Origin of the sequence: Streptomyces sp. DH10, assembly GCF_029813805.1 — a bacterium.
GTDB classification, from domain to species: domain Bacteria; phylum Actinomycetota; class Actinomycetes; order Streptomycetales; family Streptomycetaceae; genus Streptomyces; species Streptomyces coeruleofuscus.
Window position 1 is genome coordinate 341,263 of sequence record NZ_JARVKU010000002.1, and the last position, 24,921, is coordinate 366,183.

The 24,921-nt window shown below is 71.2% G+C and carries 23 protein-coding genes and 1 pseudogene; 12 read left to right on the forward strand and 12 right to left on the reverse strand.

The window, feature by feature from the left end; all coding sequences use genetic code 11:
- Complete coding sequence (locus tag QC385_RS05185; RefSeq protein ID WP_279540070.1) at positions 1-393, reverse strand: nitroreductase/quinone reductase family protein; 393 nt, start codon at positions 391-393, stop codon at positions 1-3.
- 112 nt (positions 394-505) lie between these two features.
- On the opposite strand from QC385_RS05185, the gene QC385_RS05190 reads away from it, so the two are divergent.
- A complete protein-coding gene (locus QC385_RS05190) occupies positions 506-1,342 on the forward strand; it encodes an endonuclease/exonuclease/phosphatase family protein (protein WP_279540071.1) in 837 nt (278 codons plus the stop codon).
- Between the two features lie 7 nt (positions 1,343-1,349).
- Here QC385_RS05190 and QC385_RS05195 read toward each other — a convergent pair whose 3' ends face one another.
- The gene (locus QC385_RS05195) at positions 1,350-2,879 is read right to left on the reverse strand and encodes a CehA/McbA family metallohydrolase (RefSeq protein WP_279540072.1); all 1,530 of its coding nucleotides are present in this window, start codon (positions 2,877-2,879) and stop codon (positions 1,350-1,352) included.
- Between the two features lie 218 nt (positions 2,880-3,097).
- Here QC385_RS05195 and QC385_RS05200 point away from each other — a divergent pair, with 218 nt between their 5' ends.
- From QC385_RS05200 to QC385_RS05210, 3 genes are read left to right on the forward strand one after another with little or no spacing between them, the layout of a single operon-like run.
- On the forward strand, positions 3,098-3,952 hold the full coding sequence (locus QC385_RS05200; protein ID WP_279540073.1) for an LLM class F420-dependent oxidoreductase: 855 nt from the start codon (positions 3,098-3,100) through the stop codon (positions 3,950-3,952).
- A 35-nt stretch (positions 3,953-3,987) separates the two neighbouring features.
- The gene (locus tag QC385_RS05205) at positions 3,988-4,194 is read left to right on the forward strand and encodes a hypothetical protein (RefSeq protein WP_279540074.1); all 207 of its coding nucleotides are present in this window, start codon (positions 3,988-3,990) and stop codon (positions 4,192-4,194) included.
- Positions 4,195-4,237: 43 nt separating this feature from the next.
- A complete protein-coding gene (locus QC385_RS05210) occupies positions 4,238-6,823 on the forward strand; it encodes a bifunctional FO biosynthesis protein CofGH (RefSeq protein WP_279540075.1) in 2,586 nt (861 codons plus the stop codon).
- Between the two features lie 292 nt (positions 6,824-7,115).
- On the opposite strand, the gene QC385_RS05215 is transcribed toward QC385_RS05210, so the two are convergent.
- The gene (locus QC385_RS05215; protein WP_279540076.1) at positions 7,116-8,528 is read right to left on the reverse strand and encodes a hypothetical protein; all 1,413 of its coding nucleotides are present in this window, start codon (positions 8,526-8,528) and stop codon (positions 7,116-7,118) included.
- Positions 8,529-8,564: 36 nt separating this feature from the next.
- Positions 8,565-9,017 carry a GtrA family protein gene (locus QC385_RS05220; RefSeq protein WP_279540077.1) on the reverse strand — a complete coding sequence of 151 codons (453 nt, stop codon included), beginning with the start codon at positions 9,015-9,017 and terminating at the stop codon, positions 8,565-8,567.
- A 124-nt stretch (positions 9,018-9,141) separates the two neighbouring features.
- Between QC385_RS05220 and QC385_RS05225 the strand changes: the two genes are divergently transcribed.
- Both QC385_RS05225 and QC385_RS05230 read left to right on the forward strand, forming a co-directional pair.
- Positions 9,142-10,140: a glycosyltransferase family 2 protein gene (locus tag QC385_RS05225; protein WP_336621271.1), complete on the forward strand. Its 999-nt coding sequence runs from the start codon at positions 9,142-9,144 to the stop codon at positions 10,138-10,140.
- A gap of 252 nt (positions 10,141-10,392) precedes the next feature.
- Positions 10,393-10,947, forward strand: coding sequence for a hypothetical protein (locus tag QC385_RS05230; RefSeq protein WP_279540079.1), 555 nt, complete (start codon positions 10,393-10,395; stop codon positions 10,945-10,947).
- A gap of 9 nt (positions 10,948-10,956) precedes the next feature.
- Here QC385_RS05230 and QC385_RS05235 read toward each other — a convergent pair whose 3' ends face one another.
- On the reverse strand, positions 10,957-11,469 hold the full coding sequence (locus QC385_RS05235; RefSeq protein ID WP_279540080.1) for a DUF2165 domain-containing protein: 513 nt from the start codon (positions 11,467-11,469) through the stop codon (positions 10,957-10,959).
- A gap of 83 nt (positions 11,470-11,552) precedes the next feature.
- Between QC385_RS05235 and QC385_RS05240 the strand changes: the two genes are divergently transcribed.
- Both QC385_RS05240 and QC385_RS05245 read left to right on the forward strand, forming a co-directional pair.
- A complete protein-coding gene (locus tag QC385_RS05240; RefSeq protein ID WP_279540081.1) occupies positions 11,553-14,060 on the forward strand; it encodes a tetratricopeptide repeat protein in 2,508 nt (835 codons plus the stop codon).
- A gap of 144 nt (positions 14,061-14,204) precedes the next feature.
- On the forward strand, positions 14,205-14,342 hold the full coding sequence (locus QC385_RS05245) for a hypothetical protein (RefSeq protein WP_279540082.1): 138 nt from the start codon (positions 14,205-14,207) through the stop codon (positions 14,340-14,342).
- A 3-nt stretch (positions 14,343-14,345) separates the two neighbouring features.
- Here QC385_RS05245 and QC385_RS05250 read toward each other — a convergent pair whose 3' ends face one another.
- Both QC385_RS05250 and QC385_RS05255 read right to left on the reverse strand, forming a co-directional pair.
- The gene (locus QC385_RS05250) at positions 14,346-14,540 is read right to left on the reverse strand and encodes a DUF397 domain-containing protein (RefSeq protein WP_279540083.1); all 195 of its coding nucleotides are present in this window, start codon (positions 14,538-14,540) and stop codon (positions 14,346-14,348) included.
- A pseudogene (locus tag QC385_RS05255) lies at positions 14,537-15,347 on the reverse strand (helix-turn-helix domain-containing protein). The gene QC385_RS05250 and the pseudogene QC385_RS05255 overlap by 4 nt, the downstream one beginning before the upstream one ends.
- Positions 15,348-15,460: 113 nt before the next feature.
- Here QC385_RS05255 and QC385_RS05260 point away from each other — a divergent pair.
- Together QC385_RS05260 and QC385_RS05265 are read left to right on the forward strand one after the other, a co-directional pair.
- Positions 15,461-15,919 carry an ATP-binding protein gene (locus QC385_RS05260; RefSeq protein WP_279540084.1) on the forward strand — a complete coding sequence of 153 codons (459 nt, stop codon included), beginning with the start codon at positions 15,461-15,463 and terminating at the stop codon, positions 15,917-15,919.
- 4 nt (positions 15,920-15,923) lie between these two features.
- Positions 15,924-16,526, forward strand: coding sequence for a hypothetical protein (locus QC385_RS05265; RefSeq protein WP_279540085.1), 603 nt, complete (start codon positions 15,924-15,926; stop codon positions 16,524-16,526).
- 68 nt (positions 16,527-16,594) lie between these two features.
- Here the strand turns inward: QC385_RS05265 and QC385_RS05270 are convergent, their stop codons facing one another.
- Both QC385_RS05270 and QC385_RS05275 read right to left on the reverse strand, forming a co-directional pair.
- The gene (locus QC385_RS05270; RefSeq protein ID WP_279540086.1) at positions 16,595-17,410 is read right to left on the reverse strand and encodes an alpha/beta fold hydrolase; all 816 of its coding nucleotides are present in this window, start codon (positions 17,408-17,410) and stop codon (positions 16,595-16,597) included.
- Positions 17,411-17,458: 48 nt separating this feature from the next.
- Positions 17,459-18,124: a DUF4097 family beta strand repeat-containing protein gene (locus tag QC385_RS05275; RefSeq protein WP_279540087.1), complete on the reverse strand. Its 666-nt coding sequence runs from the start codon at positions 18,122-18,124 to the stop codon at positions 17,459-17,461.
- A 261-nt stretch (positions 18,125-18,385) separates the two neighbouring features.
- Here QC385_RS05275 and QC385_RS05280 point away from each other — a divergent pair, with 261 nt between their 5' ends.
- A complete protein-coding gene (locus QC385_RS05280; protein ID WP_279540088.1) occupies positions 18,386-19,501 on the forward strand; it encodes an ADP-ribosylglycohydrolase family protein in 1,116 nt (371 codons plus the stop codon).
- Between the two features lie 86 nt (positions 19,502-19,587).
- Here the strand turns inward: QC385_RS05280 and QC385_RS05285 are convergent, their stop codons facing one another.
- Both QC385_RS05285 and QC385_RS05290 read right to left on the reverse strand, forming a co-directional pair.
- On the reverse strand, positions 19,588-21,159 hold the full coding sequence (locus QC385_RS05285; protein WP_279540089.1) for a sodium:solute symporter family protein: 1,572 nt from the start codon (positions 21,157-21,159) through the stop codon (positions 19,588-19,590).
- A 162-nt stretch (positions 21,160-21,321) separates the two neighbouring features.
- Entirely contained in the window at positions 21,322-22,107 is a 786-nt protein-coding gene (locus QC385_RS05290; RefSeq protein WP_279540090.1) for an SDR family oxidoreductase, read from the reverse strand.
- A 78-nt stretch (positions 22,108-22,185) separates the two neighbouring features.
- Here QC385_RS05290 and QC385_RS05295 point away from each other — a divergent pair, with 78 nt between their 5' ends.
- On the forward strand, positions 22,186-23,025 hold the full coding sequence (locus QC385_RS05295) for a hypothetical protein (RefSeq protein ID WP_279540091.1): 840 nt from the start codon (positions 22,186-22,188) through the stop codon (positions 23,023-23,025).
- Between the two features lie 3 nt (positions 23,026-23,028).
- Here QC385_RS05295 and QC385_RS05300 read toward each other — a convergent pair whose 3' ends face one another.
- Positions 23,029-24,897: an MFS transporter gene (locus QC385_RS05300; protein WP_279540092.1), complete on the reverse strand. Its 1,869-nt coding sequence runs from the start codon at positions 24,895-24,897 to the stop codon at positions 23,029-23,031.
- Between the last annotated feature and the right edge of the window lie 24 nt (positions 24,898-24,921).

The window sequence follows — 24,921 nt, forward strand, 5'->3', positions numbered from 1 at the left end:
TCAGTCCGTCAGATCCACCCGCACCGTCAGCAGCTCCGTCCCGAACGCCCGCACCCCCAGCCCGTTGACCTTGGGCAGCCGCCGCAGCCGCGCCACCGGGTCGTCGTCCGGCAGCAGGTGCGCGGTTCCCGTGTGCCACCGCCCCCGGATCCGCACCCGAACCCGCGGATCGGCCTTGATGTTGCGCACGTACTGCGACCGTTCGCCGAACTCCGACACCAGCCAGAAGGAGTCGCCGACGCGGCGGCCGCCCACCGGTGTGCGGCGGGGCAGGCCCGAGACGCGGCCCTTGGTCTCCAGGACGGTCTGGAGGGGGAGGCGGCGCACGATCGGGTTGACGCGGCGCTGGAAGGACGTGGCGGCACGGAACCTCAGGTCGGCGAGGCGGGACATCGTCGGGGTCTCCTTCGCACGAGCTCTCACGGATTCCGCAACGGTTCCTGCTCCCACAGCGGTCCTGCTTCAATGATCCCTCACGCGGCGGGACGAGAGCGGGTGGCTGCGGATGCGGATCGTGACGTGGAACCTGTGGTGGCGCTTCGGGCCCTGGCAGGCACGGCAGAAGGCGATTCTCACGGCCCTGAGGGAGCTGCGACCCGACGTCGTCGGCCTCCAGGAGGTGTGGGCCGCCGACGGCGAGAACCTCGCCGAATGGCTGGCCGGTGAGCTGGGCCTGCACTGCGCCTGGGCCGCCTCGCCCGCACCGGAGCGCTGGCGGCGGCGGATCGGGGATCAAACGGTGGACATAGGCAACGCCGTGCTCAGCAGATGGCCGGTCGTGGACCGGGGCATGCTGCCGCTGCCCGCCCCGGCCGACACGGACGACGGCCGGCTGGCCCTCTACGCCCGCCTGGCCGGCCCCGGCCACGAGATCCCCTTCTTCACCACCCACTTCACCTCCGCCGTGCACGCCTCGGCCGTCCGCTGCCGACAGGTCGCCGCGCTCGCCGAGTTCGTCGACCGGCACCGCGGCGGCACCCCGTTCCCGCCCGTCGTCACCGGAGACCTCAACGCCTGGCCCGACTCCGACGAGGTCCGTCTCCTCGGCGGCTACAAGACCGCCCCGGCCGTGCCACGCCAGGTCCTCCTCGACGCCTGGGAGTACGCCGACCCGGCCGCCCCCTCCGCCACCTGGGACGCGGCCAACCCGTACGTGGCGCCGACCCACGAGCCGAGCGTGCGCATCGACTACATCCACGTGGGCCCGCCCGGCCCCGGCGGACTCGGCCACGTACGGGACGTCCGGCGGGCGTGCGACGGCCCGGTGGACGGGGTGTGGCCCTCCGACCACGCGGCGGTCGTGGCCGACCTGGCGGAGGGACCGGAATCCGACCGGGGCTGAAGCCACCTCATCCCGTGGCGCGCCCCAGGAAGATCGGGTTCGTGAACGCCGCCAGCACACCCGGTACCGGCCCCGCCGCCGCCTCGTGCCGCAGCTCCGCCCGTACGTACGCCGCGTACGACGGGGTCGTCCGCCACTCGACGGCACCCGAGCCGGACACCGGCAGCGGGGCGCTGGTGTGCAGCACGCCCTGGTCGGTGACGAAGCGGACCGTGCAGCGCGGAGCGCCCGTGACCTCCAGGCGGACGGTGACCGGGGTGTCGCGGTCCACCCGCAACCGCTCGCCGATGCCCGCGTGTTCGCCGCGTGCACCGGACGCCCGGAACGACAGCTCGACCTTGGCGGACTCGGCGACGTACGACCGTCCCGCCCGGATGCCCTCCTGGATCGCCCGGCGGGTCAGGTCGTCGGCCAGGACGACCGTCTGGGGGCGCCCGACGGCGTCCGGGTCGCGGTGGGCGTCGCTGCTGCCCATCGCCGGGATCCAGTCGCGCCCGTCCCGAACGGATGCCACCAGCATGCTGTCCCAGTCGGCGAGGGTCACCTCGTCGTCGGGCGTGTAGGGGCCGTTCCACACCTCGACCGCGTCCGCCTCGCCGAAGCCGAACTTCCAGTTGCAGCCGACGCACGTGGCGTGCGGGTGGGCCGGGACGACCAGTCCTCCGGCGCGGCGGATTTGGCGGGCGAACCGGCCGAAGCGGTTGTCGCGGGCCCGGTAGCGCCAGTCGACGAAGGTGCCCGGGTCGGTGCCCAGCGCGACGACGTGACCGTTGCGCGTGGTGACCTCCTCGCCCAGCATGACCAGCAGGTCGTCCCCGGCCACGTCCGACCAGTGGGCGTGTGCCGAGTGCGTGTTGTGCTCGGAGGAGTTGATGAAGTCCAGCCCCGCCGCCCGCGCCAGCGCCCCGATCTCGGCGGGGGTGCGACGGCCGTCGGAGTACCAGGAGTGCAGATGGCAGTCGCCCCGGTACCAGGCACGGCCCCGGCCCCTGGCCCGCTCCGGCGGGTACACCGGCCGGGCGGTCTCGCCCGGCTCGCCGTAGGTCAGCGTGATCGTGATCTCGTACGACAGGCCCTGCGGGGCGACCGTGTACGGGCCGAGCGCGATGTGCCAGGTGCCCTCGCGCACCGGGCCCGGGATGTAGCCGGGCGTCGCCTCGTCCGCGCGGATGAAGAACTCCGTGCGCGCCCCGCCCGACCAGCCCCGGAAGCCCCGGCCGCCCAGCTCGGTGCCGCGGTCGTCGAAGATGCCGATGTCGAGGGCGTTGCCGGTCGTGCCGGCCGGGACGGACGGGCGGTCGTAGCTGTAGGCGACCTTGATCTCCCTGACCCCGGCCGGGACCTCGACCGGCACGTACACGAAGTCGGGGGAGCCGGGCGGCAGGGTGCCGCGCACCGTTCTGCTCTCCTGGTCCCCGTCGCCCTGGTCCGCGTCGGCCGCTGAAGCGAAGCTCACGCTTCCCAACGTAAGCGCGGCGGCCGCTCCCGTCACGAACAGAGCGCGCCGGCCGAGCCCACCGTGGTTGTCCTCGCACATGCTGCTGCTCCCAGGTGTCGTCTGCTGACAAGGCATGGGTGGTGCAGTGGTGGTGCGTGCAACCTTTGTATTCAGCCGTGAACCGGCGTGTAAGGGAAGGGAATCCGGCGGCGGGAAGCAGCCGAACAGGTCGGGTGGGCGGGGGCCGGGCCGGGAACGACAGGAAATGCCGACCGGTCGGTAGGGACAGCCGGCTCCCCCGCGGGTAGAAGTAGCCCATGCGCATCGCCGTAACGATCTTCCTCACCGATGAGACGATCACCCCGACCCGGCTCGCACGCGAGCTGGAGGACCGTGGTTTCGCCGGGCTGTATCTGCCCGAGCACACGCACATCCCCGTCGAGCGGACCACCCCGTACCCGGCGGGCGGCGAGCTGCCGCGCGAGTACGGCCGTACTCTCGACCCGTTCGTGGCGCTCGGCCAGGCCGCCGCCGTCACCGAGCGGCTCGGCCTCGGTACGGGCATCACGCTCGTCGCCCAGCACGATCCGATCGCCCTGGCCAAGCAGGTCGCGACCCTGGACCATCTGTCGGGCGGCCGGTTCACGCTCGGGCTCGGCTTCGGCTGGAACGTCGAGGAGGCCGCCGACCACGGCGTACGGTGGCGCACCCGGCGCGAGCTGGTGCGGGACCGGATGGCGCTGATGCGGGCGCTGTGGTCGGAGGAACCCGTCGCGTACGAGGGGGAGTTCGGCGGCGTCCGGGCCAGTCACGCGCACCCCAAGCCCGTGCGGAAGCCGCGCGGCCCGGTCGTCGGCCCGCGCACGCTCGTCGGCGGTGCCGCCGGGCCCAAGCTGTTCTCCCACATGTGCGAGTACGCCGACGGCTGGCTCCCCATCGGCGGCCGCGGCCTCTCCGAGTCCCTGCCGCTGCTGCGCACCGCCTGGTCCGAAGCGGGCCGCGACCCCCGGGCCCTCCAGGTCGTCCCGTACGCCGTCCACCCGACCCCGGGCAAGCTCGCGCACTACGCCGACCTGGGTATCGAGGAGGTCGTGGCGCAACTGCCGCCGGCGGGGGAGGCGGAGATTTTGAAGGCGCTGGACGGGCTGACGGGATATCTTCCAGGTACCTGACAACTCGACGGGACAAAGGGAGAGAACGCAGCGTCATGAGGATCGCCTGGTTAGCGTGGCTCTGGCGGCATTTCACCGAATACGGCTACAGCCAAGGGCTGCTGCCCGCCGCGATCGGCACGTCGGCCGTGCTGGTGACCGCCGCGCTGGTCTGGTTCTCCCTGCACCGCCACAGGCCCCTCGCCGTGGCCCTCAGCGGTCTCGTGGCCGCCCTGGGCGTCGGGTGGCTGGCGTTCCACTGACGGGGCCCGGCCCAGTTGATCAGCGCGATCGTATGCTCGAAGGATGACGACTTCCGCGACCCCCGGAACCGGCCCCACCGAGAACTCCATGCGTCGCGCCCTGAAACGGGCCAGGGACGGCGTCTCGCTCGACGTCGCCGAGGCGGCCGTCCTGCTCCAGGCCCGGGGCGCGCACCTGGAGGACCTGGCGGCCTCGGCCGCCCGGGTGCGGGACGCGGGGCTCGAGGCGGCCGGCCGACCCGGCGTCATCACGTACTCCAAGAGCGTCTTCATCCCGCTGACCCGGCTGTGCCGGGACAAGTGCCACTACTGCACGTTCGTCACCGTCCCCGGCAAGCTGCGCCGGGAGGGCCACGGGATGTTCATGTCCCCCGACGAGGTGTTGGACATCGCCCGCAAGGGCGCCGCCCTGGGCTGCAAGGAAGCCCTCATCACCCTCGGCGACAAGCCCGAGGACCGCTGGCCTGAGGCGCGCGAGTGGCTCGACGCGCACGGCTACGACGACACCATCGCCTACGTCCGCGCCATCTCCATCCGCATCCTGGAGGAGACGGGCCTGCTGCCCCATCTGAACCCGGGCGTCATGTCCTGGACCGACTTCCAGCGGCTGAAGCCCGTCGCGCCCAGCATGGGCATGATGCTGGAGACGACCGCGACCCGGCTCTGGTCCGAGCCGGGCGGTCCGCATCACGGTTCCCCCGACAAGGAGCCCGCCGTGCGGCTGCGGGTGCTGGAGGACGCCGGGCGTTCCTCCGTGCCCTTCACCTCGGGCATCCTCATAGGCATCGGCGAGAACCACGAGGAGCGGGCCGAGTCCCTGTTCGCGCTGCGGAAGGTCTCCCGGGCCTACCACGGCGTCCAGGAGCTGATCATCCAGAACTTCCGCGCCAAGCCGGACACCGCGATGCGCGGCATGCCCGACGCGGAACTGGACGAACTGGTCGCCACGGTGGCCGTCGCCCGTCTCCTCATGGGCCCCTCCGGCTGTATCCAGGCTCCGCCCAACCTCGTCGACGACGAGTACGAGCGGTTGATCGGCGCGGGTATCGACGACTGGGGCGGGGTCTCCCCGCTGACCATCGACCACGTCAACCCCGAGCGCCCCTGGCCGCAGATCGACCAGCTCGCCGAGAAGTCGCGTGCGGCCGGTTTCGAACTGCGGGAACGGCTGTGCGTGTACCCGGAGTTCGTCCGGCGCGGCGAGCCGTGGCTGGACCCGCGGCTGCGTCCGCACGTGGCGGCGCTGGCCGACCCGGAGACCGGGCTCGCGCGCCCCGAGGCCCTGCCCGAGGGCCTGCCGTGGCAGGAGCCGGAGGAGGTCTTCGTCGCGTCCGGCCGCACGGACCTGCACTCCTCGATCGACAGCGAGGGCCGCAGCTCGGACCGTCGGGACGACTTCGACGAGGTGTACGGCGACTGGGGCGCCCTGCGCGAGGCGGCAGTGCCGGGCATGGCACCGGAGCGCATCGACACCGACGTACGGCAGGCGCTGCGCACGGCGGCCGACGACCCCACGAAGCTCACCGACGACGAGGCACTGGCGCTGCTGCACGCGGACGGCCCGGCCCTGGACGCCCTCGCGCAGGTCGCCGACGACGTCCGCAGGTCGGCCGTCGGCGACGACGTCACCTACATCGTCACCCGCAACATCAACTTCACCAACGTCTGCTACACGGGCTGCCGCTTCTGCGCCTTCGCCCAGCGCCGCACGGACGCCGACGCCTACACCCTGTCCCTGGACCAGGTCGCCGACCGGGCCCAGCAGGCCTGGGACGTCGGCGCGGTGGAGGTCTGCATGCAGGGCGGCATCCACCCGGACCTGCCCGGCACGGCGTACTTCGACATCGCGCGGGCGGTGAAGGAACGCGTCCCCGGCATGCACGTGCACGCCTTCTCGCCGATGGAGGTCGTCAACGGCGCGACCCGCACCGGCATGTCGATCCGCGAGTGGCTGACCGCCGCCAAGGAGGCCGGCCTGGACACCATCCCGGGCACGGCCGCCGAAATCCTCGACGACGAGGTCCGCTGGATCCTGACCAAGGGCAAGCTGCCCGCGGCCGACTGGATCGACGTCGTGACGACGGCCCACGAGCTGGGCATCCGCTCTTCCTCGACGATGATGTACGGCCATGTCGACCAGCCTCGCCACTGGCTGGGCCACCTGCGCACCCTCGCCGGCATCCAGCAGCGCACCGGCGGCTTCACCGAGTTCGTGACGCTGCCGTTCGTGCACACCAACGCGCCCGTGTACCTCGCGGGCATCGCCCGCCCCGGCCCGACCATGCGGGACAACCGCGCGGTCACGGCCATGGCCCGGCTCCTGCTGCACCCGTACATCCCCAACATCCAGACCAGCTGGGTGAAGCTGGGCACCGAGGGCGCGGCCGAGATGCTCCGCTCGGGCGCCAACGACCTCGGCGGGACGCTCATGGAGGAGACCATCTCCCGCATGGCGGGCTCCTCCTACGGCTCGTACAAGTCGGTCAAGGACCTCATCGCGGTGGCCGACGCCGCGGGCCGCCCGGCGAAACCCCGGAACACCCTGTACGGGGAGGTCCCGCAGGAGCGGCAGCGGGCGGCGCAGGCGTCGGACGGGCATCTGCCGGAGTTGCTGCCGGTGCTGGACTGAGCGGCTGGACGGCTGGGCGAGGCCGTCTACTCGCCCTGGTGTCCGACGGCTGATGCGCCGTCACCGTGCGACCGGCTCTGGTGCTGGAGGCCGGTGACGGCAGACCGCCGTGTCCCGGTTCAGCCGATAGCGCGGGCACGTCGGGTGAAGCCGTCGGAACGCCCCGTGGTTGGGGTCCCGCAGGAACGGCAGCGGGCGGCGCAGGCGTCGGACGGGCATCTGCCGGAGTTGCTGCCGGTGCTGGACTGAGCGGGCCGGGCGGCTGAGCGGCTGGACGGCTGGGCGAGGCCGTCTACTGGCCCCCGGCGTCCGCCGGCTGCTGTGCCGTCACGGCACGGTCGGGTGCGGCGCCGGGGCTGTTCGGCGGTGGGAGAGCCGTGCCCCGGCCCAGCCAGAGCAGGAGCAGGCCGAGCGTGCAGGCGATCGCCGGCCAGTAGACGTAGCGGAAGTCCGTCGCGGGCATGATCGGCAGATAGCCGAGGATGTAGGCCGCCGAGCTGATGCCCAGCGCCCGGACCGGCATCGAGAACCGGCCCTTGCCCGGGCGGATGGCCAGCACCAGCGCCACGGCGAGCCAGAACCACCCGCGGAACAGCCACCGCACGTCCGTCACCATGCCGTTGACGTACGTGCCGAGCATGTCCTCCAGCCGGGGGTGCGCCACCTCGATGCCCAGGTCGTTGCGGCTGACCCCCGCTTTGTACGGGTCATCGGTCTCGAACAGCAGAGTCGTGAAGAGCCGCAGCCGGTACTGGAGATAGTCCGGCACATGCCCGCTCATCTCGTGCAGCCACAGGGACGTGATCTCCGCCGAGTCCCCGCGCAGCCCGTCCGCCGGGCGTTCGTAGCAAGCCCAGTAGGCGTCCGACAGGGCTCCGACGCGCTCGCACTCCTGCGCGGAGGCCACGAGCCGGTCCCTGAGATCGGGTGGCACGTCTGCCGTCCGGAGCTCGTCCGCCTTCAGTACGTGGACCAGGTCGTCGAGCATGATCTGTGCTTCCTGTTTCGTCCCCAGAGGCCGCGCGAACAGGGAGATGGCGGCGGTCGGTACGACCAGGGCGGCCACGAGCGCCGCCGTGCACGTCACCCACGTACGGCGCCCGGGAGCGCGCCACAGGGCGAGGACCAGCATGACGAAGACGGGGAGCGCGGCGAAGAAGGCGTTCTTGCGCACCAGCATGGCGTACGCCAGGAACAGCACGCCCAGCCCGAGCAGCCCCCACCGTACGGCGGGACGAGGAGGCCGGTGGTCCCGCAGCCGCAGCCCGGTGAGCGCGACCGCGCACGCGCCGAGCAGTGCGACCGCCACGTGGACGTCCTTCCACACCACCCCGACGAACGTCAGCACGAACGGAGCCAGACCGAGGCCGAGTACGGCGAGCGAGCCGCCGCGGCTCGCGGTCAGCTCCCAGATGCACCAGGCGAGCACCCAGAGCGCTCCCCAGAAGAGAACGGCCTGGAGGACGAGCATGGACGCGATCGAGCCGGTCACCGCGATGAGCGCACGCCACACCAGGCTCAGCACGGGCGGGTGCCAGTCGGTCAGGGGCGTCTTCCCCTCGGCCTGCCGGAGCTGGTCGAGGCTGTCGGGACTCAGGTAGCCGGGGGCGAACACGAGGATCGTGCCCAGGCAGCAGACCGCGGCGACGGCGGCCAGCCCCAAGACCCAGCGCTGCGCACGCGACACCCATGTCATTTGTCCCATATGTCGGATGCTAGCGGCTCGCCGGATGCCGACGGCTCAGGGTGCGACGAAGACGTAGCGCCGGTAGGCGTAGAAGCGGAACACCGTCGCGAGCACCCAGCCGAAGATGCGGGCGGTGTTGTCGCTCAGCGCCGAGTCGAGCCCGAGCAACTGCCGGGAGACGAAGACCGTGCCCGCCGTGATGGCGAGACCGACGCCGTTCGCGACGAGGAACAGGCCCAGCTCGCGGGCCACCTTCTCGCGGTGCTGCTGGCGGTAGGTCCAGTAGCGGTTCCCGGCCCAGCTGAAGAGCGCGGCGGCACCCGTCGCGACGACGGAGGCCTGGACGGGAGCGGCCTCCATCGGCCCGCCCTCCGCGGCGCCGGGCAGCCCGAAGACCAGCAGGTTGTAGCCGCCGTTGTCCACGACGAAGGCCAGGGCCCCCACGACTCCGAACTTCGCGACCTCGCGCCAGACGCCGCGTACGGCATCACGGACGGAACGTGTCACAGAGGCGAGAACCGGCACAGAGCGAGAGTAGCCACCCGGCGCGCCCCCGCCTCATGGACGCGCTCATACCGCATGATTTCCCCATATGTGACTATTCAACACCGGCTCGGATGAGGAGTGGGGAGTGGTCGTGGAACCGACGATCGCGTGTGTCGTGCCGTGCCACAACGAGGAGGCGGCCGTCGGCAAGGTGGTCCGCGACCTGCGCGCGGCCCTCCCCGAGGCCGTCGTCTACGTCTACGACAACGCCTCCACCGACCGCACCGTGGACGTCGCCCGCGCGGCGGGCGCGATCGTCCGGCAGGAGCCCCGCAAGGGCAAGGGCAACGTCATCCGCCGCGCCTTCGCCGACGTCGACGCCGACGCCCTGCTCATCATCGACGGCGACGACACCTACGACGCCTCGCGGGCCCGAGACATGGTGGACCTGCTCTTCGAGGGACCGTACGACCAGGTCGTCGGCGCCCGCAGAGTGGCGGACGACGGCGCCTACCGGACCGGACACGCGGTCGGCAACAAGGTGCTCACCGGGGCGGTGCGGTCGCTGTTCGGCAACGACGTGACCGACATGCTCAGCGGCTACCGGGTCTTCTCGCGCCGCTTCGTGAAGTCCTTCCCGGCGCTGGCCCGGGAGTTCGAGACCGAGACCGAGATGACGATCCACGCCCTCCACCTGCGCCTGCCCACGGCGGAGTTGGTCGTGGACTACCGGGTCCGGCCCGCCGGCGGCGAGAGCAAGCTGCGCACCTACCGGGACGGCTGGCGCATCCTGCGGGTCATCCTCGACCTGGCGCGGCGCGAGCGCCCCTCCCTCGTGCACACCGTGATCGCCGGCGTCCTGGCCCTGATCTCGGTCGTCCTCGGCATCCCGGTCATCGCCGAATTCGTCCGCACGGGCACGGTGCCCCGCGTGCCCACGGCGATCCTCGCCGCCGCGATCATGACCATCGCCGCGCTCGTCCTGCTCGTGGGCTACATCCTCGAGTCGCTCACCCACATGCGGCAGGAGCAGACCCGGCTCGTGCACCTCTCCTACCCGGCCCCCGTCCGCGCCCCGCGCTACACCGCCCACGGAGCCGGCACCGGCCCCGTACCGGTCCGCAAAACCGTCGACGGCCCCTAGGGCGTGTCCGCAAAGTCCCGCCTGCCCCGCGACGCCCGGCACGCCCTCTCGCCGCACCGGGCGAACACCCACGTACAACCAGTACGCGGGTGTCCGCCCGGCACGCCGAGAGCACGCACCGGACGCCGCGAGGCCCGCCCTCCGGGCGGACGACGGGACTTTGCGGACACCCCCTAGGGCGTGCCCGGGCTCGCAGTACGATGATCGGAACCCCCGTTCCGCGGGGTCCCGTGACTGAGGAGATGCGTGCCCGTGCCTGCCCGACTTCCTTCGTGGGCCTGGGTGACCGGGCTGACCGTGGGAGCGATAGCCGCGGTGACGGTCCTGGCCGTGCAGGCGGACCGGGGCCCGCAGCCCACCGCCACCTCGGCCAAGCCGAGCACCTCGGTGTCGGCGGAGCCCACGCCCTCGGCTTCGGTCCCGGCGAGGGTGCCCGACGGCTCCGGCACCGGCCGGCGCATCGTCTACTCCCTCGACGACAAGCGGGTGTGGCTGGTCGACGCGAGCGAGGCGACCCGCCGTACGTTCACCGTGTGGCCGGGCACGGTCAGCCCCGACCCCGGCACGTACACGGTGTCGTCCCGCAACGAGGCCACGACCGGCTCGGACGGCGTCCAGATCGAGCACATCATCTACTTCGCCGCGAAGTCCGGCGTCTCCGTCGCCTTCTCCAACGCGGTCGACGGCGCCTCGCCGCCCCCCGCCGACTCCGGTGCCAGGACGGGCGGAGTCAGGATGCGGAAGGCGGACGGCTCGGCACTGTGGGCGTTCGGCACGGTCGGCACGACGGTGACCGTGGTCAAGTAGGGGCCGAGGTCAGGCAGCCGGGTCCGACTGCTTGGACGGCAAGTGGTTGACGATCAGCACGAGCCCGCTGAACAGGAACACCCGGGTCGCGGCGTCCAGCCCGTTCCAGCTCTTCGACTGCCACATCGAGAACCACTCACCGCCGATCGCGATGAACCCGGCCCCGAACAGCAGCAGCACCATCAGCAGGCCGTAGGTGGACATCCGCCGGGCCTGCTGCTGGTCGCGTCTGGCCCACAGCCAGGTCCCGTATATGAGGACCAGCGCGGCGACGGTCTCCCAGACGATGATCAGGACGTAGGCGGTGTCCTGAAGTGCCGTACTGGTGACGGCCCGCCACATCAGGTCCTCGTCCTTGAACGTGGTGTCCATGGCGAGAACATGGCGGACGAACTGCTGGTTGGTGCCGAAGTCGGTGATGTTCCCGAACGCGACCAGCGCCATGTAGAGCGCGACCGAGGCGGTGAGCAGGGCGGCGGCCAGAGGCAGCGCGCCGCGGCGTGAAGTTGGGGAGGTGGCCATGGCGATCATTCTTCCCGAGCGGCGACGGCCGACGCGACACAATGACGGCGGAAGCGGGACGGGTGAGGCGAGGGGACGTACGGATGGCGCAGGCCAGGCCTTCGATGCAGGACCTGATACGGCAGCGGACCCGGACCGGTTTCGTCGGCCGGGCCGCCGAACGGGCCTTGTTCCGCGCGAACTTCGGCACTCCTCCGCAGGACGAACGCCACCGCTTCCGCTTCCACGTCCACGGCAACGCGGGCGTCGGAAAGACCTTCCTCCTACGGGAGTTGGAGCAGATCGCCCGGGAACAGGGCGCGCTGACCGCGTACGTGGACGACAGCGCCGGCAGCGTGCCGGAGGTGATGGCGGAGATCAGCCGCCAGTTCACCGCGCAGGGCCGCCGGTTGAAAGAACTCAACCGCATGCTCGCCGCCCACGACGAACGACGGCACGAGGCCGAACTGGCCGCGCTCGCCGCCCTGGACGCGCAGGCGGAGGACGCGGGCCCCTCGGCGGGCGGCAGGATCGTGGCCCGGGCCGGGACGGTCGCGCTGGGTATGGTCCCGGTGGTCGGCCCCCTTGCGGGCCTGCTCGACGCCGAGGAACTCGCGGGCGGAGTGGACCGGTTCCGGGAGAGCGTGCTGGCCCGCTTCCGCGACCACGAGGACGTGCGGCTGGTCCTCGCCCCGGAGCAGGTGCTCACACCGGTGCTCCTGCGCGAGCTCACGGAGGCCGCCGCCTCGGCTCCCTGGATCGCCCTCTTCCTCGACACGTACGAGCGGACGGCCCCCTACCTGGACCACTGGCTGCACCAGGCGATGATCACCGACCGCTACGGCGCCATGCCGGCCACGGCCGTCGTGGTCACGGCGGGCCAGCGCCCCCTGGACACGGCCCTGTGGGGCGGTCTGACGGACTTCGTGACGGACGTCGCGCTGTCCCCCTTCACCGAGACGGAGGCCCGCGGCCTGCTCGCCGGCAAGGGCGTGACCGCCGAACCGGTCGTCGAAGAGGTGCTGCGCCTCAGCGGCGGGCTCCCCGTCCTGGTCTCCACCCTCGCCGAATCTCGCCCCACCGATCCGGACGACGTGGGCGATCCGAGCGCCACGGCGGTGGAACGCTTCCTGAGGTGGGAGCGGGACCCGGCACGCCGAGCGGCCGCACTGGCCTGCGCGCTGCCGAGATGGCTGGACGCGGACGTGTTCCGGGCCGTCACCGACTGCCCCCAGGACCAACTGGAGCCCCTCTACGCGTGGTTGCGGGGCATGCCGTTCGTCGTCGAGCGCGGTGGGGGACGCCTGCGCTACCACGACGTCGTACGGGCACCGATGCTGCGCGCGCAGCGCAGCCGGTCGCCGCGCGGGTGGGCCGAACGACAGCGGCACCTGGCGCGGACGTTCGGCGGCTGGCGGGAGGAGGCCGAGGCCGGCGGGGCCGAGCCGTGGTCCGACGAGACGTGGCGGAACCTGCGCCTGGCCGAGGTGTACCACCTCCTCTGCGCCGGTGAACGGGACGCGCTGCCGCAGACGCTGCGGGACTTCGTCCACGCCTGCGACGCCGGTGCGGGCGTGGCCGCGCAGTGGGCGCGTGCGCTGGTGGACGCCGGACACGACGCGGACACGGCGGCGTTGGCCGAGTGGGGCACCGAACTGGCGGCGGCCCTCGACGCGGAGGGCGTCCTCACCGCACTCGGCCTGCTCCTGCGCCGCGCGGTGCTCGACGCGCCCACTCAGGCCCGGGCCCGGGCCGTACGGGGTGACGAGCTGCGCGGACAGGCCGCGTACCCGCAGGCCCTCGCCGAGTACGACCGGGCCGTCGCCCTGGATCCGGAACTGGCCGTCGCCTACCGTCACCGGGCCGGAATCCGCAGGGAGCTGGGCGACGACGACGCCGCGATCGCCGACCTGGACCGGGCCGTCGCGCTGGAGCCGCACAACTCCTGGTACGTCGCCCTGCGCGGCGAACACCACCGGCTCGCCCGGCACGACGCCGAGGCCGTCCAGGACCTGAGCGAAGCGATCCGCCTCGATGCGGCCAACGAGTTCGCCTGGGCGTCCCGGGGAGCCACGCACGAACGCCGCGGAGACCTGGACGCCGCCCTCTTCGACCTGGGCCGGGCACTGGACCTCAAGCCGGACTACGCCTGGGCGCTCGCCCGCCGCGCCCGGGTCTGGCGCGCGCTGCGCGACCCCCGACGCCAACTGGCCGACCTCGACCAGGCCCTCACCCTGAGCCCCGACTGGCCCTGGGCCCGCTGCGAACGCGGCGACGCGCTGCGCGCCGCGGGCCGCGACGAGGAGGCGGTCGCCGACTTCGACCGCGCGCTGTCCCTGGACCCCGCCTACGCCTCGGCCTACGCCAGCCGGGGCGCGTCCCACACCGTCCTCGGCCACCACACGGAGGCCCTCGCCGACCTGAACCGGGCGGTGGAACTCCGGCCGGGATACGTCTGGGCGTTGTGCCGCCGGGCGGTGGTGCACGCGCTCATGGGGCGGTCCGAGGAGGCCCGGACCGATGTGGAGACGGTCCGTGAACTGGACTCCGGTGCGCTGGAACGCCTTTCGGATACCGACCGTGCGGTACTCGGGTCCATCCTCGCCGAGTGAACGGCGTACGAATTACCTGTGTGCGAATGTAATTCGATGGTGACCTATTGGGTGGCGGCGGGGTAGCCTTTTGAGTCAAGAGGCTTGTGGTCTGGTCGAATTTTTTTGGGAGCCTCAACACCCCTGCATGCAAAGGAGGCATCGGTGTTCGACGAGCGCAAAGAGGCGGAAATGAGGCTCTACTCGGAGGCCCTGGCCCGGGAACTCGCTCTGAAGAAGGAGCGAGCGGAGGCCGAAGAGAACGACAGCGTCGCTGAGGAAGCGGCCCCCGCCCAGGACTGAGACTCAGCGCCTCACCGCGAACTCCAGGAATTCGGACCAGGCGCCGTCGGTAAATGCCAGGCGGGCGGCGTCCTTGTTCTTGGAGTCGCGGATGTGGACCGTGGAGTGGGGGGTGGGGGATATGGCGACCTCGACGCAATCGGGGCCGTCGTTTCCGCTGTAGCTGCTCTTGATCCACGTCAGTGGGGTGGGCGTCATGTCTCTTCTCCCAGCACTTTTTTGATGAAGGCCAGTGACTCGCGAGGCGAGAGGGCCTGCGCCCGGATCATGCCATAGCGCATATCGAGGACCTGTACGTCTTTTGGGTCGCTGATCACGCGGTCGTACAGCTGGCTCTCCGTGTGACCGAGCGCCTTGCCGTCCTGGAGCTTCAGCAGCCTGAACGAGCCCATTACAGCCGCGTGGTCCTCCCGGTCCGTGGGTACTACTTGAATCTCGACGTGCCGCAACTCCGCTACCTCCAACAGGTGTTCGAGCTGTCGGCGCAGAACCATCTTGCTCCCGAAGGGGCGCCGCAGTGTCATCTCTTCCTGGACAAAGGTGACCAGCGGGCGGGGACCGATCGAAGACGACCTTCCGTGCCATGCGCGCGGCCACGTGACGCTCGATCGCGTCCTCGGTGTAGGCGGGCCTCCGCATCGCGTACAACGCCTGGGCGTACTCCGGTGTCTGCAACAGCCCGTGGATGTGCAGAGCCGCGTAGGCCCCTAGTTCGGCTGCCTGGTCCTCCAGCTTCGTCAGGTCCCGCACGGTCTTCGGATACCGAGCCTCCTCCACATCCTTCTTCATCGCCGAGATCTTGCCCCCGGCCCCGAGCACCTCGTCGGCCTTGTCCAAGAAGTCCGGCTTGGGAATCCGTCTCGCCCGCTCCACGGACGAAACCATCTCCTCGCCGTACCCGATGGCCGAACCCAGCTCCGGCTGCGTCAACCTCGCGGCCTCGCGCCACATCTTGATCTGCCGCCCGACCGTCCTGAGCACGGCCGCCGCTTCCTCGTCCTCCACGCCTTCCCCTCCTGACGTACGAGCCGTACGACCCCGCCACGCGTCCGGACAGTCACTCTCCGTACCGGGGTCGTTGCTGTTCAGGGTAGGGAGGTGCGGCCACGCTGGGTGACATGAGCCGGAAATCCCCCGCCCAAATCACCGCCCCCACCCATCACTTCGCGGTGCAGCTGTCCGCTACTCGAAGAGGTGCTCGACTGGCCCGGCTGCTCACCGAACGCCAACTCGACGACTGGGGCGAGCCGTACGAGGCTGCCGCGCAGGTCGTGGCGGAGCTGGCGTCCAACGCCGTACTGCATGGCCGGGTCCTGGGCAGGGACTTCCGGCTGCGACTGACGCTACGCCGAGCCGATCGCACGCTCCGTATCGAGGTGACCGACGCCCGTGGCGACCGGGTTCCGCGCCTCCCGGCCCCGGCGGAGCAGTTCGCGGAGGGCGGACACGGCTTGCGCATCGTCCAGGCGTACGCGAACCGCTGGGGCGTGGTGGAGGCCCCGGCCCACGGCAAGACGGTGTGGGCAGAACTGCCCATGACACACAGGGACTTGTGCGATGCCGCCGATCTAGGGTGATCCCATGGATGTTGGGGCGGTCTTGATAGCCGTGGCCGGTGTGGCGGGCACGCTCGGGGGCGCGTTGCTCACCCAGCAGGGTGCCGAGAGGGCCAAGAGGCGTGAGCTGGAGATGACCCAGGCCGTCCAGGAGGCCCGCGAGAATCGGGAGCTGCGGCGGCGCTGCTATTCGGAACTGCACCGCGAGGCACGGCAGTTCTGCACGGCGCTGAGCCGCCATCTGTACGTCCTGCGCGACCGTGCGCCCGGCGACGAGGACATACAGGTGCTGGAAGCCGCCAAGGACGCCCACCGGGACCGCTGGTCAGAGGCGCTGATGATCGCGCCTGACACGGTGATCGCCCCGGCCGGCGAGGTGAACGGCGCTCTTACCAGGGTCTACGGACAGGTCAAACGCCTGGAGCAGGGCAACCCACGCCCTGGCGAGAGCACGCGGTCGGCCGCCGAGGCGCAGCATGACATCTGGGCACTGATAGCTGCGATGAGGGAAGCGATGCGCCGCGATCTGGGCGTGACGGGAGACCCCGGAGTGCGGCTGCGTTCTTCCCAGGATGCCGACGCCCTGCTGCGGGACTTCGCGGATCCGAGCGAGGACCCCGGTACGTGACACGTCCCGCGCGAGGCACTGGGGACCCTGCGCGGGACGGACGCGGTCGATCCGGACGGCGATGATGATCAGTGCTCCCCGTTGTGGAGGTCGGCGACCTCGCGGGTGGCATCGGCGATGGCCCGGAAGTCCTTCTTGAGGATCGCGCCGTGATTGCTGGCGACCTTCGCGGCGATCCGGACGTTGGGGTTCTGGGCCGTCACCGCGTCGAGGCCGGAGCGGATCCGTTCCTGCTCGTCACCGCGGCTGCCGAAGGACGTACCCGAAGCGACCACGTACCGCACCGGGACCGTGATGCCGCCCAGCACGGGCCCCAGCTCCCGCTCCCGCGACAGCCTGCCGAGCTCGATGTTGCTCTCGGCCTGCTGTGCGGCGGTCATCCGCGGGGTCAGGCCCGTCGGGCGCAGCAGCGGCATGAACCAGCCCAGGCGCCGGAACAGCTTCCGGATGCGCTGCTCCGTGGCCTCGTCCAGCCAGTCGTACGGGAACGCGCCGTCGACCAGGACCGCCCCCATGGCACGCTCCGGGTTCCGGTGGGCCCAGTGCGCCGCGACGACCGCTCCGTAGGACCAGCTGACCACCAGCGCCCGGTCCACACCCCGGGCCGCGAGAACGGCGTCGACATCCCGGACGGCGGCCTCGAAGGAGTAGTCCGCCGAACGCTTCGACTTGCCGCGGGCCCGCTCGTCGTAGGTGATGTGCCGCCACCCCGGCCCCAGTTCGGCGATGACCCGCCGCCAGTACCCCTGGGTGGCGAACTGGCCGTTGAGGTAGATCACCGGGATCCCGGGCCCGCCGGTGTCGGTGACGGCCAGGGCCGTGTCGTCGACCGGCACCATGCCGGTCCATGTCGAACCGGTCGCGGGCGTGCTGTTCTTCGTCATGGTTCCCCCTGGTGATGGGCTCGGTCGGACAGTTCTGGCGCTGTTCGTTCAGAGGCTGCGGGCGGTGATGTCGCCGTGCGAGGTGGTGGCGCGGATGTCGAGTGCGGTCGTGCCGTCGTTCTTGAGGGAGTTGCTGACACGGCCGTAGCCGGTGTCCGCGTCCAGGGCGGCCGAGACGCCGGCGGCGGCGACGACCGAGATGTCGCCGGACTGCGTGCGCAGCACGACCGTGCCGCCCAGGGCCTCGGCGATCCGGATGTCGCCCCTCTCGGTGCTGATCTCCGCCGGGCCGCCCAGCCGGCCGACCTCGACGTCACCGTCGCTCGCGGTGAGCCGGACGCTCGCGGCCTCGTCGATCTTGATCCTGCGGTACGCGCCCTCGAAGACGATGTCGCCGAGCCGCCCGACGCCACGCAGCTCGGCGCTGTCGGACCTGGCCTCGACGCGGGAGCCTGCGGGCAGCCGGACGGTGACCTCCACCGCCCCGGAGGGGCCGAGGAGCCGGCCGGCGGCGGCCGAGGCCCTGATCCGCAGGACACCGTCGGCGTAGGTGACGGCGGTCTGCTCGGCGGCCTTGGTGTCGCGGCTCTTGGAAGCGTCGGCGGGCAGCACCTCGACGGTGGTGTCGGCACGGTCCGCGGCGATGAACTGGACACGTCCAGCGGGGATGTCAAGGACGGCGGTGACCGGGGCGGGGGTGTCGAACTTCTGCATCGTGCTCTCCTCTGGCTCGTTGTTTCGAACAATGGAAAAGCTACGTTGCGTTCGAAGATTAGGCAATGACTTCGTTGCGCGAAGACGTGATAGCTGCAGGTCATAGCCTCATAATCGTTGCAACGGATTGGAAATCAAAGCAACGACCCGAGAGAGGTCGTTGCAATAGATGGAAAGTGAACGCACTGCGGGCGGCCCGCCGTCCCCGTTCGATTACAGTGCAGAGCTGTCGTACATATGGACGGTCCCTGGGAGGTCAAGGTGGGTGCGACTGCCGGTGCCGTCTGGGGGCGTACGGAGCAGCAGGACTTTCGCAGCCGGGTGCGGGGGACGCTGCTCGGCTTGGCCCTCGGGGACGCGCTGGGTGCACCCGTGGACGGGCTGGGGATCGACGGGATCAGGGAGGCGTACGGGGCGGAGGGGCTGGTCGACCTGGCTCCCGCCTACGGCAGACGGGGTGCCGTCACCCATCTCACCCAGCTCACCCTGTTCTCCGTGGACGGGCTGATACGGGCCCAGGTGCGGCGGGACACCGGCGCCTGGCATCCGCCCACCGACCTGCACCGGGCGTATCTGCGCTGGGCCGCCACCCAGCGGGACTGGGGGCCCGACGAGCGGCGCAAGGACGACGGGTGGCTCGCGCGCGAGGAGTGGCTGTACGCGCGCAGGGATCCGAGCAGTGCGCTGCTCCTCGGACTCGGTGACGCGACCATGGGGACCCCCGAGACGCCCAAGAACCCCGGCGAGCTCGGACCCGAGGCCGCCGCCCGGTCCGCCCCGTTCGGGCTGCTCGTGGGGTGGGAGCCGCAGCTCGTCGCCCAGCTCGCGGTGGAGTGCGCGGCCCAGACCCACGGTCACCCCACGGCATATCTCGCGGCGGGCGCGTACGCCGTGATCGTGCATGCCCTCGCCCTCGGGGAGAGCATCGACGGTGCCGTGCAGCGGGGCTTCGCGCTGCTGGCCGCCCGGCCCGGGCACCAGCCCGTGTCGGACGCCCTCCAGCACGCGCTGGGTGCCGTACGGCAGGGGCTGCCCGGGCCGGAGCGCGTGGCGGAGCTGTGCGGGGCCGGTACGGCGGAGAGCCTCGTCGCCGCCGCCGTGTACTGCGCCCTCGTCGCCTCCGATGTCCGGCACGGACTGACTCTCGCCGTCAACCACGACGGCCCCTCCGCGGCCACCGCCGCGCTGACGGGCGCGCTGCTCGGCGCCCTGCACGGCGAGACGGCCCTCCCCCCGGCCTGGCTGGCCGAGCTGGAGGGCCGCCCCACGATCCTGGAACTGGCCGACGACTTCGCCATGGAGATGACCCAGGGGCCCGCCCTGCACGGGCCCGGTGGGTCGTCGCCGGGGTGGCTCGCCCGCTATCCGAGGGCCTGAGCCCACCCAGCGGTCCCTGCGCCTCAGCCCCTGACCGTTGCGCCTCAGCCCTTGATCGTTGCGCCTCAGCCCTTGACCGTCGTGCCTCAGTCCTTGACCGTCGTCCGCACCACGTCGTCCGCCGGCCCGGCCGGTACCGGAACCGCGGCCGACGCCGCCCCGTCCCCGTCCGTGTTGATCTTCTCGATGAGCGCCAGCCGCTCCGGGGTGTCCTCCGGCTTGATGTAGCCGACGAGGATGTAGAGGACCAGCGACACCGCCAGCGGGATCGACACCTGGTACTGGAGCGGCACGCCGCCCTCGACGTTCCAGTGGATCGGGTAGTTCACCAGCCAGAAGGCGAGCAGGCCCATCGACCAGCTGACGAGGGCCGCCGTCGGTCCGGAGCGGCGGAACGTCCGCAGCAGGCCCAGCATCATCGGGATCGCCATCGGGCCCATCAGACCGGCCACCCACTTGATGACGACCGTGATGATGTCCTTGAACGCGGGGGAGTTGACCTGCGTCGCCGCCGCCATGGACAGGCCGAGGAAGACGACCGTCGCGACCCGGGCGACCCGCAGGCCCTGGCGCTGGTTCCAGGCCCGTGCCCGTGCCCAGATCACCGGCGCGCAGTCCCGGGTGAACACGGCCGCGATGGCGTTGGCGTCCGAGGAGCACATGGCCATGGTGTGCGAGAAGAAGCCGACGATGACCAGACCCAGCAGGCCGTGGGGGAGGAGCTGTTCGGTCATCAGGGCGTAGGAGTCGGAGCCGTCGGCCTTCTGCGACTCGACCAGCAGCGGGGACATCCACATGGGGAAGAACAGCACCAGCGGCCAGACCAGCCAGAGGATCGCCGACAGCCGGGCCGACCGCTCGGCCTCCTTGGCGTTCGGGGTGGCCATGTAGCGCTGGGCCTGGTTGAGCATGCCGCCGTTGTACTCGAAGAGCTTGATGAAGAGGAACGCCAGCAGGAAGACCGTGCCGTACGGGCCGACCAGCGGTTTCTCGTGGCCCTGGAGCTCGGGCGAGTCCCAGACGCCGAAGAAGCCGCCGTGGTCGTCGAGGCGTACGAACACCGCCACGAACATCGCGATGCCGGCCAGCAACTGGATGATGAACTGGCCGAGTTCGGTCAGCGCGTCCGCCCACAGGCCGCCGATCGTGCAGTAGATCGCCGTGATGCCGCCGGTGATGAGGATGCCCTGGTTGAGGGAGATCCCCGTGAAGACGGACAGCAGCGTCGCGATCGCCGCCCACTTCGCGCCCACGTCCACGATCTTCAGCAGCATGCCGGACCAGGCCAGCGCCTGCTGGGTCTTCAGGTCGTACCGGTTCTTCAGGTACTCCAGCGGGGAGGCCACATGGAGCCGCGAGCGGAGCCGGTTGATGCGCGGCGCGAACAGCTTCGAGCCGATGGCGATGCCGAGGGCGATCGGGAAGGACCAGGTGACGAAGGACGTGACGCCGTAGGTGTAGGCGATGCCCGCGTACCCGGTGAACATCACGGCGCTGTAGCCCGACATGTGGTGCGAGATGCCGGAGAGCCACCACGGCATCTTGCCGCCTGCGGTGAAGAAGTCGCTGACGTTGTCCACGCGTTTGTGCGACCAGACGCCGATCGCGACCATCACGGCGAAGTAGCCGATGAGCACGGCCCAGTCGAGACCGTTCATGAGTCCCCTTCCACGGGTGCGCCGCCAGGGTCAGGCATGTGAACTCTGGGTTCGGTGACGTGCGCACGGCAAGGAAGAGGAAGGTCAAGAGACCGTAAAAAAGTTCGGTGAGATGACTTGCGTTTATGTACGTGAACCGAGTCGCGTGGCCGGAAATCGCCCTCAGCGCATCAGCTCACCCGCGTTCACCAGCAGCGACTGGCCCGTGATCGCCCGCGCCCGGTCCGAGGCCAGGAACACCGCCGCGTCCGCCACGTCCGCATCCGTCGCCAGCTCCGGCAGTGCCGTACGACCCGTCAGCCTGCCCAGCACCTCCGCCTCCGACACGCCCTCCCGGCCGGCGGTGAACCGCACGTACGCCTGGACCGGCGGGCCCCACATCCAGCCCGGCAGCACGGTGTTGACCCGGATCCGGTACGGCCCCAGCTCCCGCGCCAGCGAGTACATCGCGCTCGTCAGCGCCCCCTTCGACGCCGCGTACGCCGCCTGCCGCACCTGCGAGGGAGCCGCCACCGCCGACTGCGTCCCGATGAACACGACGGACCCGCCGCCTTGTCTGAGTGACGGCAGGCAGGCCCGGGTCATCCGCAGCGTGCCCAGCAGATTCACGTCCAGGACGGAGCGCCAGGCCTCGAAGTCCGCGTCCTCCAGACCACCGAAGTGGCCGTCCAGCGCGGCCACGTGCACCACCGCGTCGATCCGCCCGAACCGCTCCCGCGCCAGCCCCGCCAGCGCCTCGCACTGCGCCTCGTCGGCGATGTCGGTCGCCCGGTACGCCGTGCGCGACCCGTCCGGGTCCAGCTCGGCGGCCGTCTTCGCCAGGTTCGCCTCCGTGCGGGCCCCGAGCACGGCACAGCCGCCGTCCCGTACGACGGCCGCCGCCACCTGCCGCCCCAGCCCGGCCCCGACCCCCGACACGACGACCGTCTTCCCCGCGAGCAGCGGCATCGAAGCCTCCCCGGAACCCTGGCGCATTATCTGACGGAGCGTCAGAGTATGAGCCAGCCGCCAACAGAGGGGAAGGGCATGAGCGACGACACCCGCAGCGAGCTGTACGCCGAACTGGCCGCCGTCGGCCCCTACGGCACCCGCCCCGGCCACGCCCTGATCACCATGGTCGAACCGCACCCGGGCCACGAGTACGCCTACAACCGCTGGTACGAGGACGACCACTACTACGCCGGCGCGATGGCCATGCCCTGGATGTACGCCGGCCGCCGCTGGGTGGCGACCCGGGACCTGCAACTCCTGCGCTACCCCGAGAAGTCGGCTGTCGCCCAGCCCGTCACCACGGGCTGCTACCTCTCCACGTACTGGATCACCGCCGGCCGCTACGACGACCACATGCGCTGGACGGTCGCCATCAACAAGCGCCTCAACCGCGACGGCCGCGTCTACCACGACCGCACCCACGTCCTCACGGCGTTCCAGGACCACGAGGCGACGGTCTACCGGGACGGGGCGGCGGGCCCGCGCGACGTCCACGCCCTCGACCACCCCTACGCGGGTCTGGTCCTCCAGGTCGTCGAGGCCGGCGCGCCCGAGCAGCGCCCGCAGCTGCTGGAGTGGCTGCGCTCCCGCCACCTGCCCAAGCGGCTCGCGGGCTCCCCGGCGGCGATGGTGACCGTCTTCCGCCCGACCCCGCTGCCCGGCGACCGCATGACCTACGTCAAGCAGGTCGAGGGCGTCGACACCCGGCTGACCCTGCTGTGGTTCCTCCAGGCGGACCCGCGCGAGTGCTGGGACCCCCATTTCAGGGGCCTGGACGCGGCGGTGGCCGAGTCGGGGCTGGGGAGAGTGGAACTGGTGGCGCCGTTCATCCCGACCGTGCCGGGCACCGACACCCACGTGGACCGGCTCCGCTGAGGGTCAGCGCAGTTCCTCCGGGCAGGGCGTTCCCCTGGGCAGCTGGTACGGGGCCGCCAGACGGTACGTGCCCGCCTTGGGGGCCAGCAGCTCCGTCCACTTGTCGCCGTGGGCGTCCTCCTCGGTCTCCGTCAGGCAGCCGTTGACGTTGACGTACGTCTTCGGCTCGTCCTCGGGACGGTCCTTGGACGCCTCCGTCTCCTGCGGCGGCTTCAGGCTCTTGCCCTCGGCGTCGACGATGCTCAGCCACGGCGAGTACGGGATGCGGACCAGGATCCGGCCCGCCTTCTTCACCTGGAGGATCATCTCGCCCTGCTCGGCCCGGTCGACGACCGCGTTCGGCTCGGCCAGCGGGGTGGGGTCGGTCACCTTGAACAACTGCCAGTTGGCGTCGCCCCAGACCTGGGTCAGATAGGGCAGCCCGCGCTGCACCAGCGCCCGCTCCCGCTGCCCCCCGTCGCCGTCCGGCTCGTCCTTCGGCAGCACGACGTAGTGCACCGCCCAGCGCTTCAGCCACTCGTGGTAGTTCGCCGAGTTGAGCGTGTCGTCGTAGAAGAGGGGGTTGCGCTCCATGTCGGCCTGCCGGTTCCAGCCGCGGGCCAGGTTGACGTAGGGCGCGAGGGCGGAGGCCTCGCGGTGGGAGCGGGCGGGGACGACCTCCACGCGGCCCTTCTCGGCGCGGACCTCCTGCAACTCGTTCACCAGCGGCGCCAGCGTGCGCGACCAGGACGCCGCCGGGGCCGTGTGCACGATGTCGTCGACCGTCTTGAAGCCGATCCACCCGGCGAAACCGACGAGCGCGACGACGGCCGCGTACCACTTGCGGCTCCGCGGCACCGTGAACGGCAGCGCGGCGACCAGCGCCACCCCGGCGAACAGCATCGCCAGCCGCGTGATGTTCGAACCGATCTGGGAGCTGACCAGCCACACCAGCACGACGCCCAGCCCGTACACCGCGGCCGTCAGCCGGACCGTCTTCCAGTCCTCCGGCACCAGGACGAAGACGAGGACCGAGAACGCGAGCGGCAGCAGCACCGAGCCGATCATCATCGGCTGCGTCCCCGAGAACGGGAACAGCCACGCCGACACCGCCACCACCGCACTCGGCGCCAGCCCCAGCGCCCACGCGCCCGGCCGCCGCTTCTGGAGGAACAGCGCCACCGCGACCAGGCCCACGAACAGACCCGCGACCGGCGAGGCCATGGTGGCCAGCGCGGCCAGCGGCGCCGCGGACAGCGCCTTCGCCCAGCGCTTGTAACGCCACCGGTACGGCCAGCAGAACACGACCGCGACCGCGCCGAGCGCGAACATCATGCCCAGACCGAACGTCACCCGCCCGGACACCGCGTTGCAGAACAGCCCGAACACGCCGGCCAGCGACGCCCACAGCGGGTTGCGGACGGACCGGCTGCGCAGGAGCAGCAGGGTCAGCAGCCCCGCCGAGACCGTCCCCGCGATCATCATCGTCGTCCGCACGCCGAGCACCGACATCAGATACGGCGACACCACGCTGTACGACACCGGGTGCATCCCGCCGTACCAGGCGAGGTTGTACGCCGAGTCCGGGTGCCGGCCGACGAACTCGGCCCAGGCGTCCTGCGCGGCCAGATCGCCGCCGCTGTTCGCGAACGTGAAGAACCAGACGACGTGGAGCACTCCGGCCAGGCCCGTGATGGACAGCACCGGGTGGCGCAGCATGCGCTCACGCAGCGTCAGTACGACGGCCGGCAACCTGGATTGCGGGAGGTCGGGGGAGTCGCCGTCACGGCCGTCGCGGCTGCTGCCTTCCCCGGCTGCGGGCAGGCGTATTCGCGGGCCGGCTACCGGGCCCGGTTCGGCGTCGTCGGCGCGTGTCGGCTCCGCAGTGGCCACTCGAAGGCACTCCCCGTGTCCCGT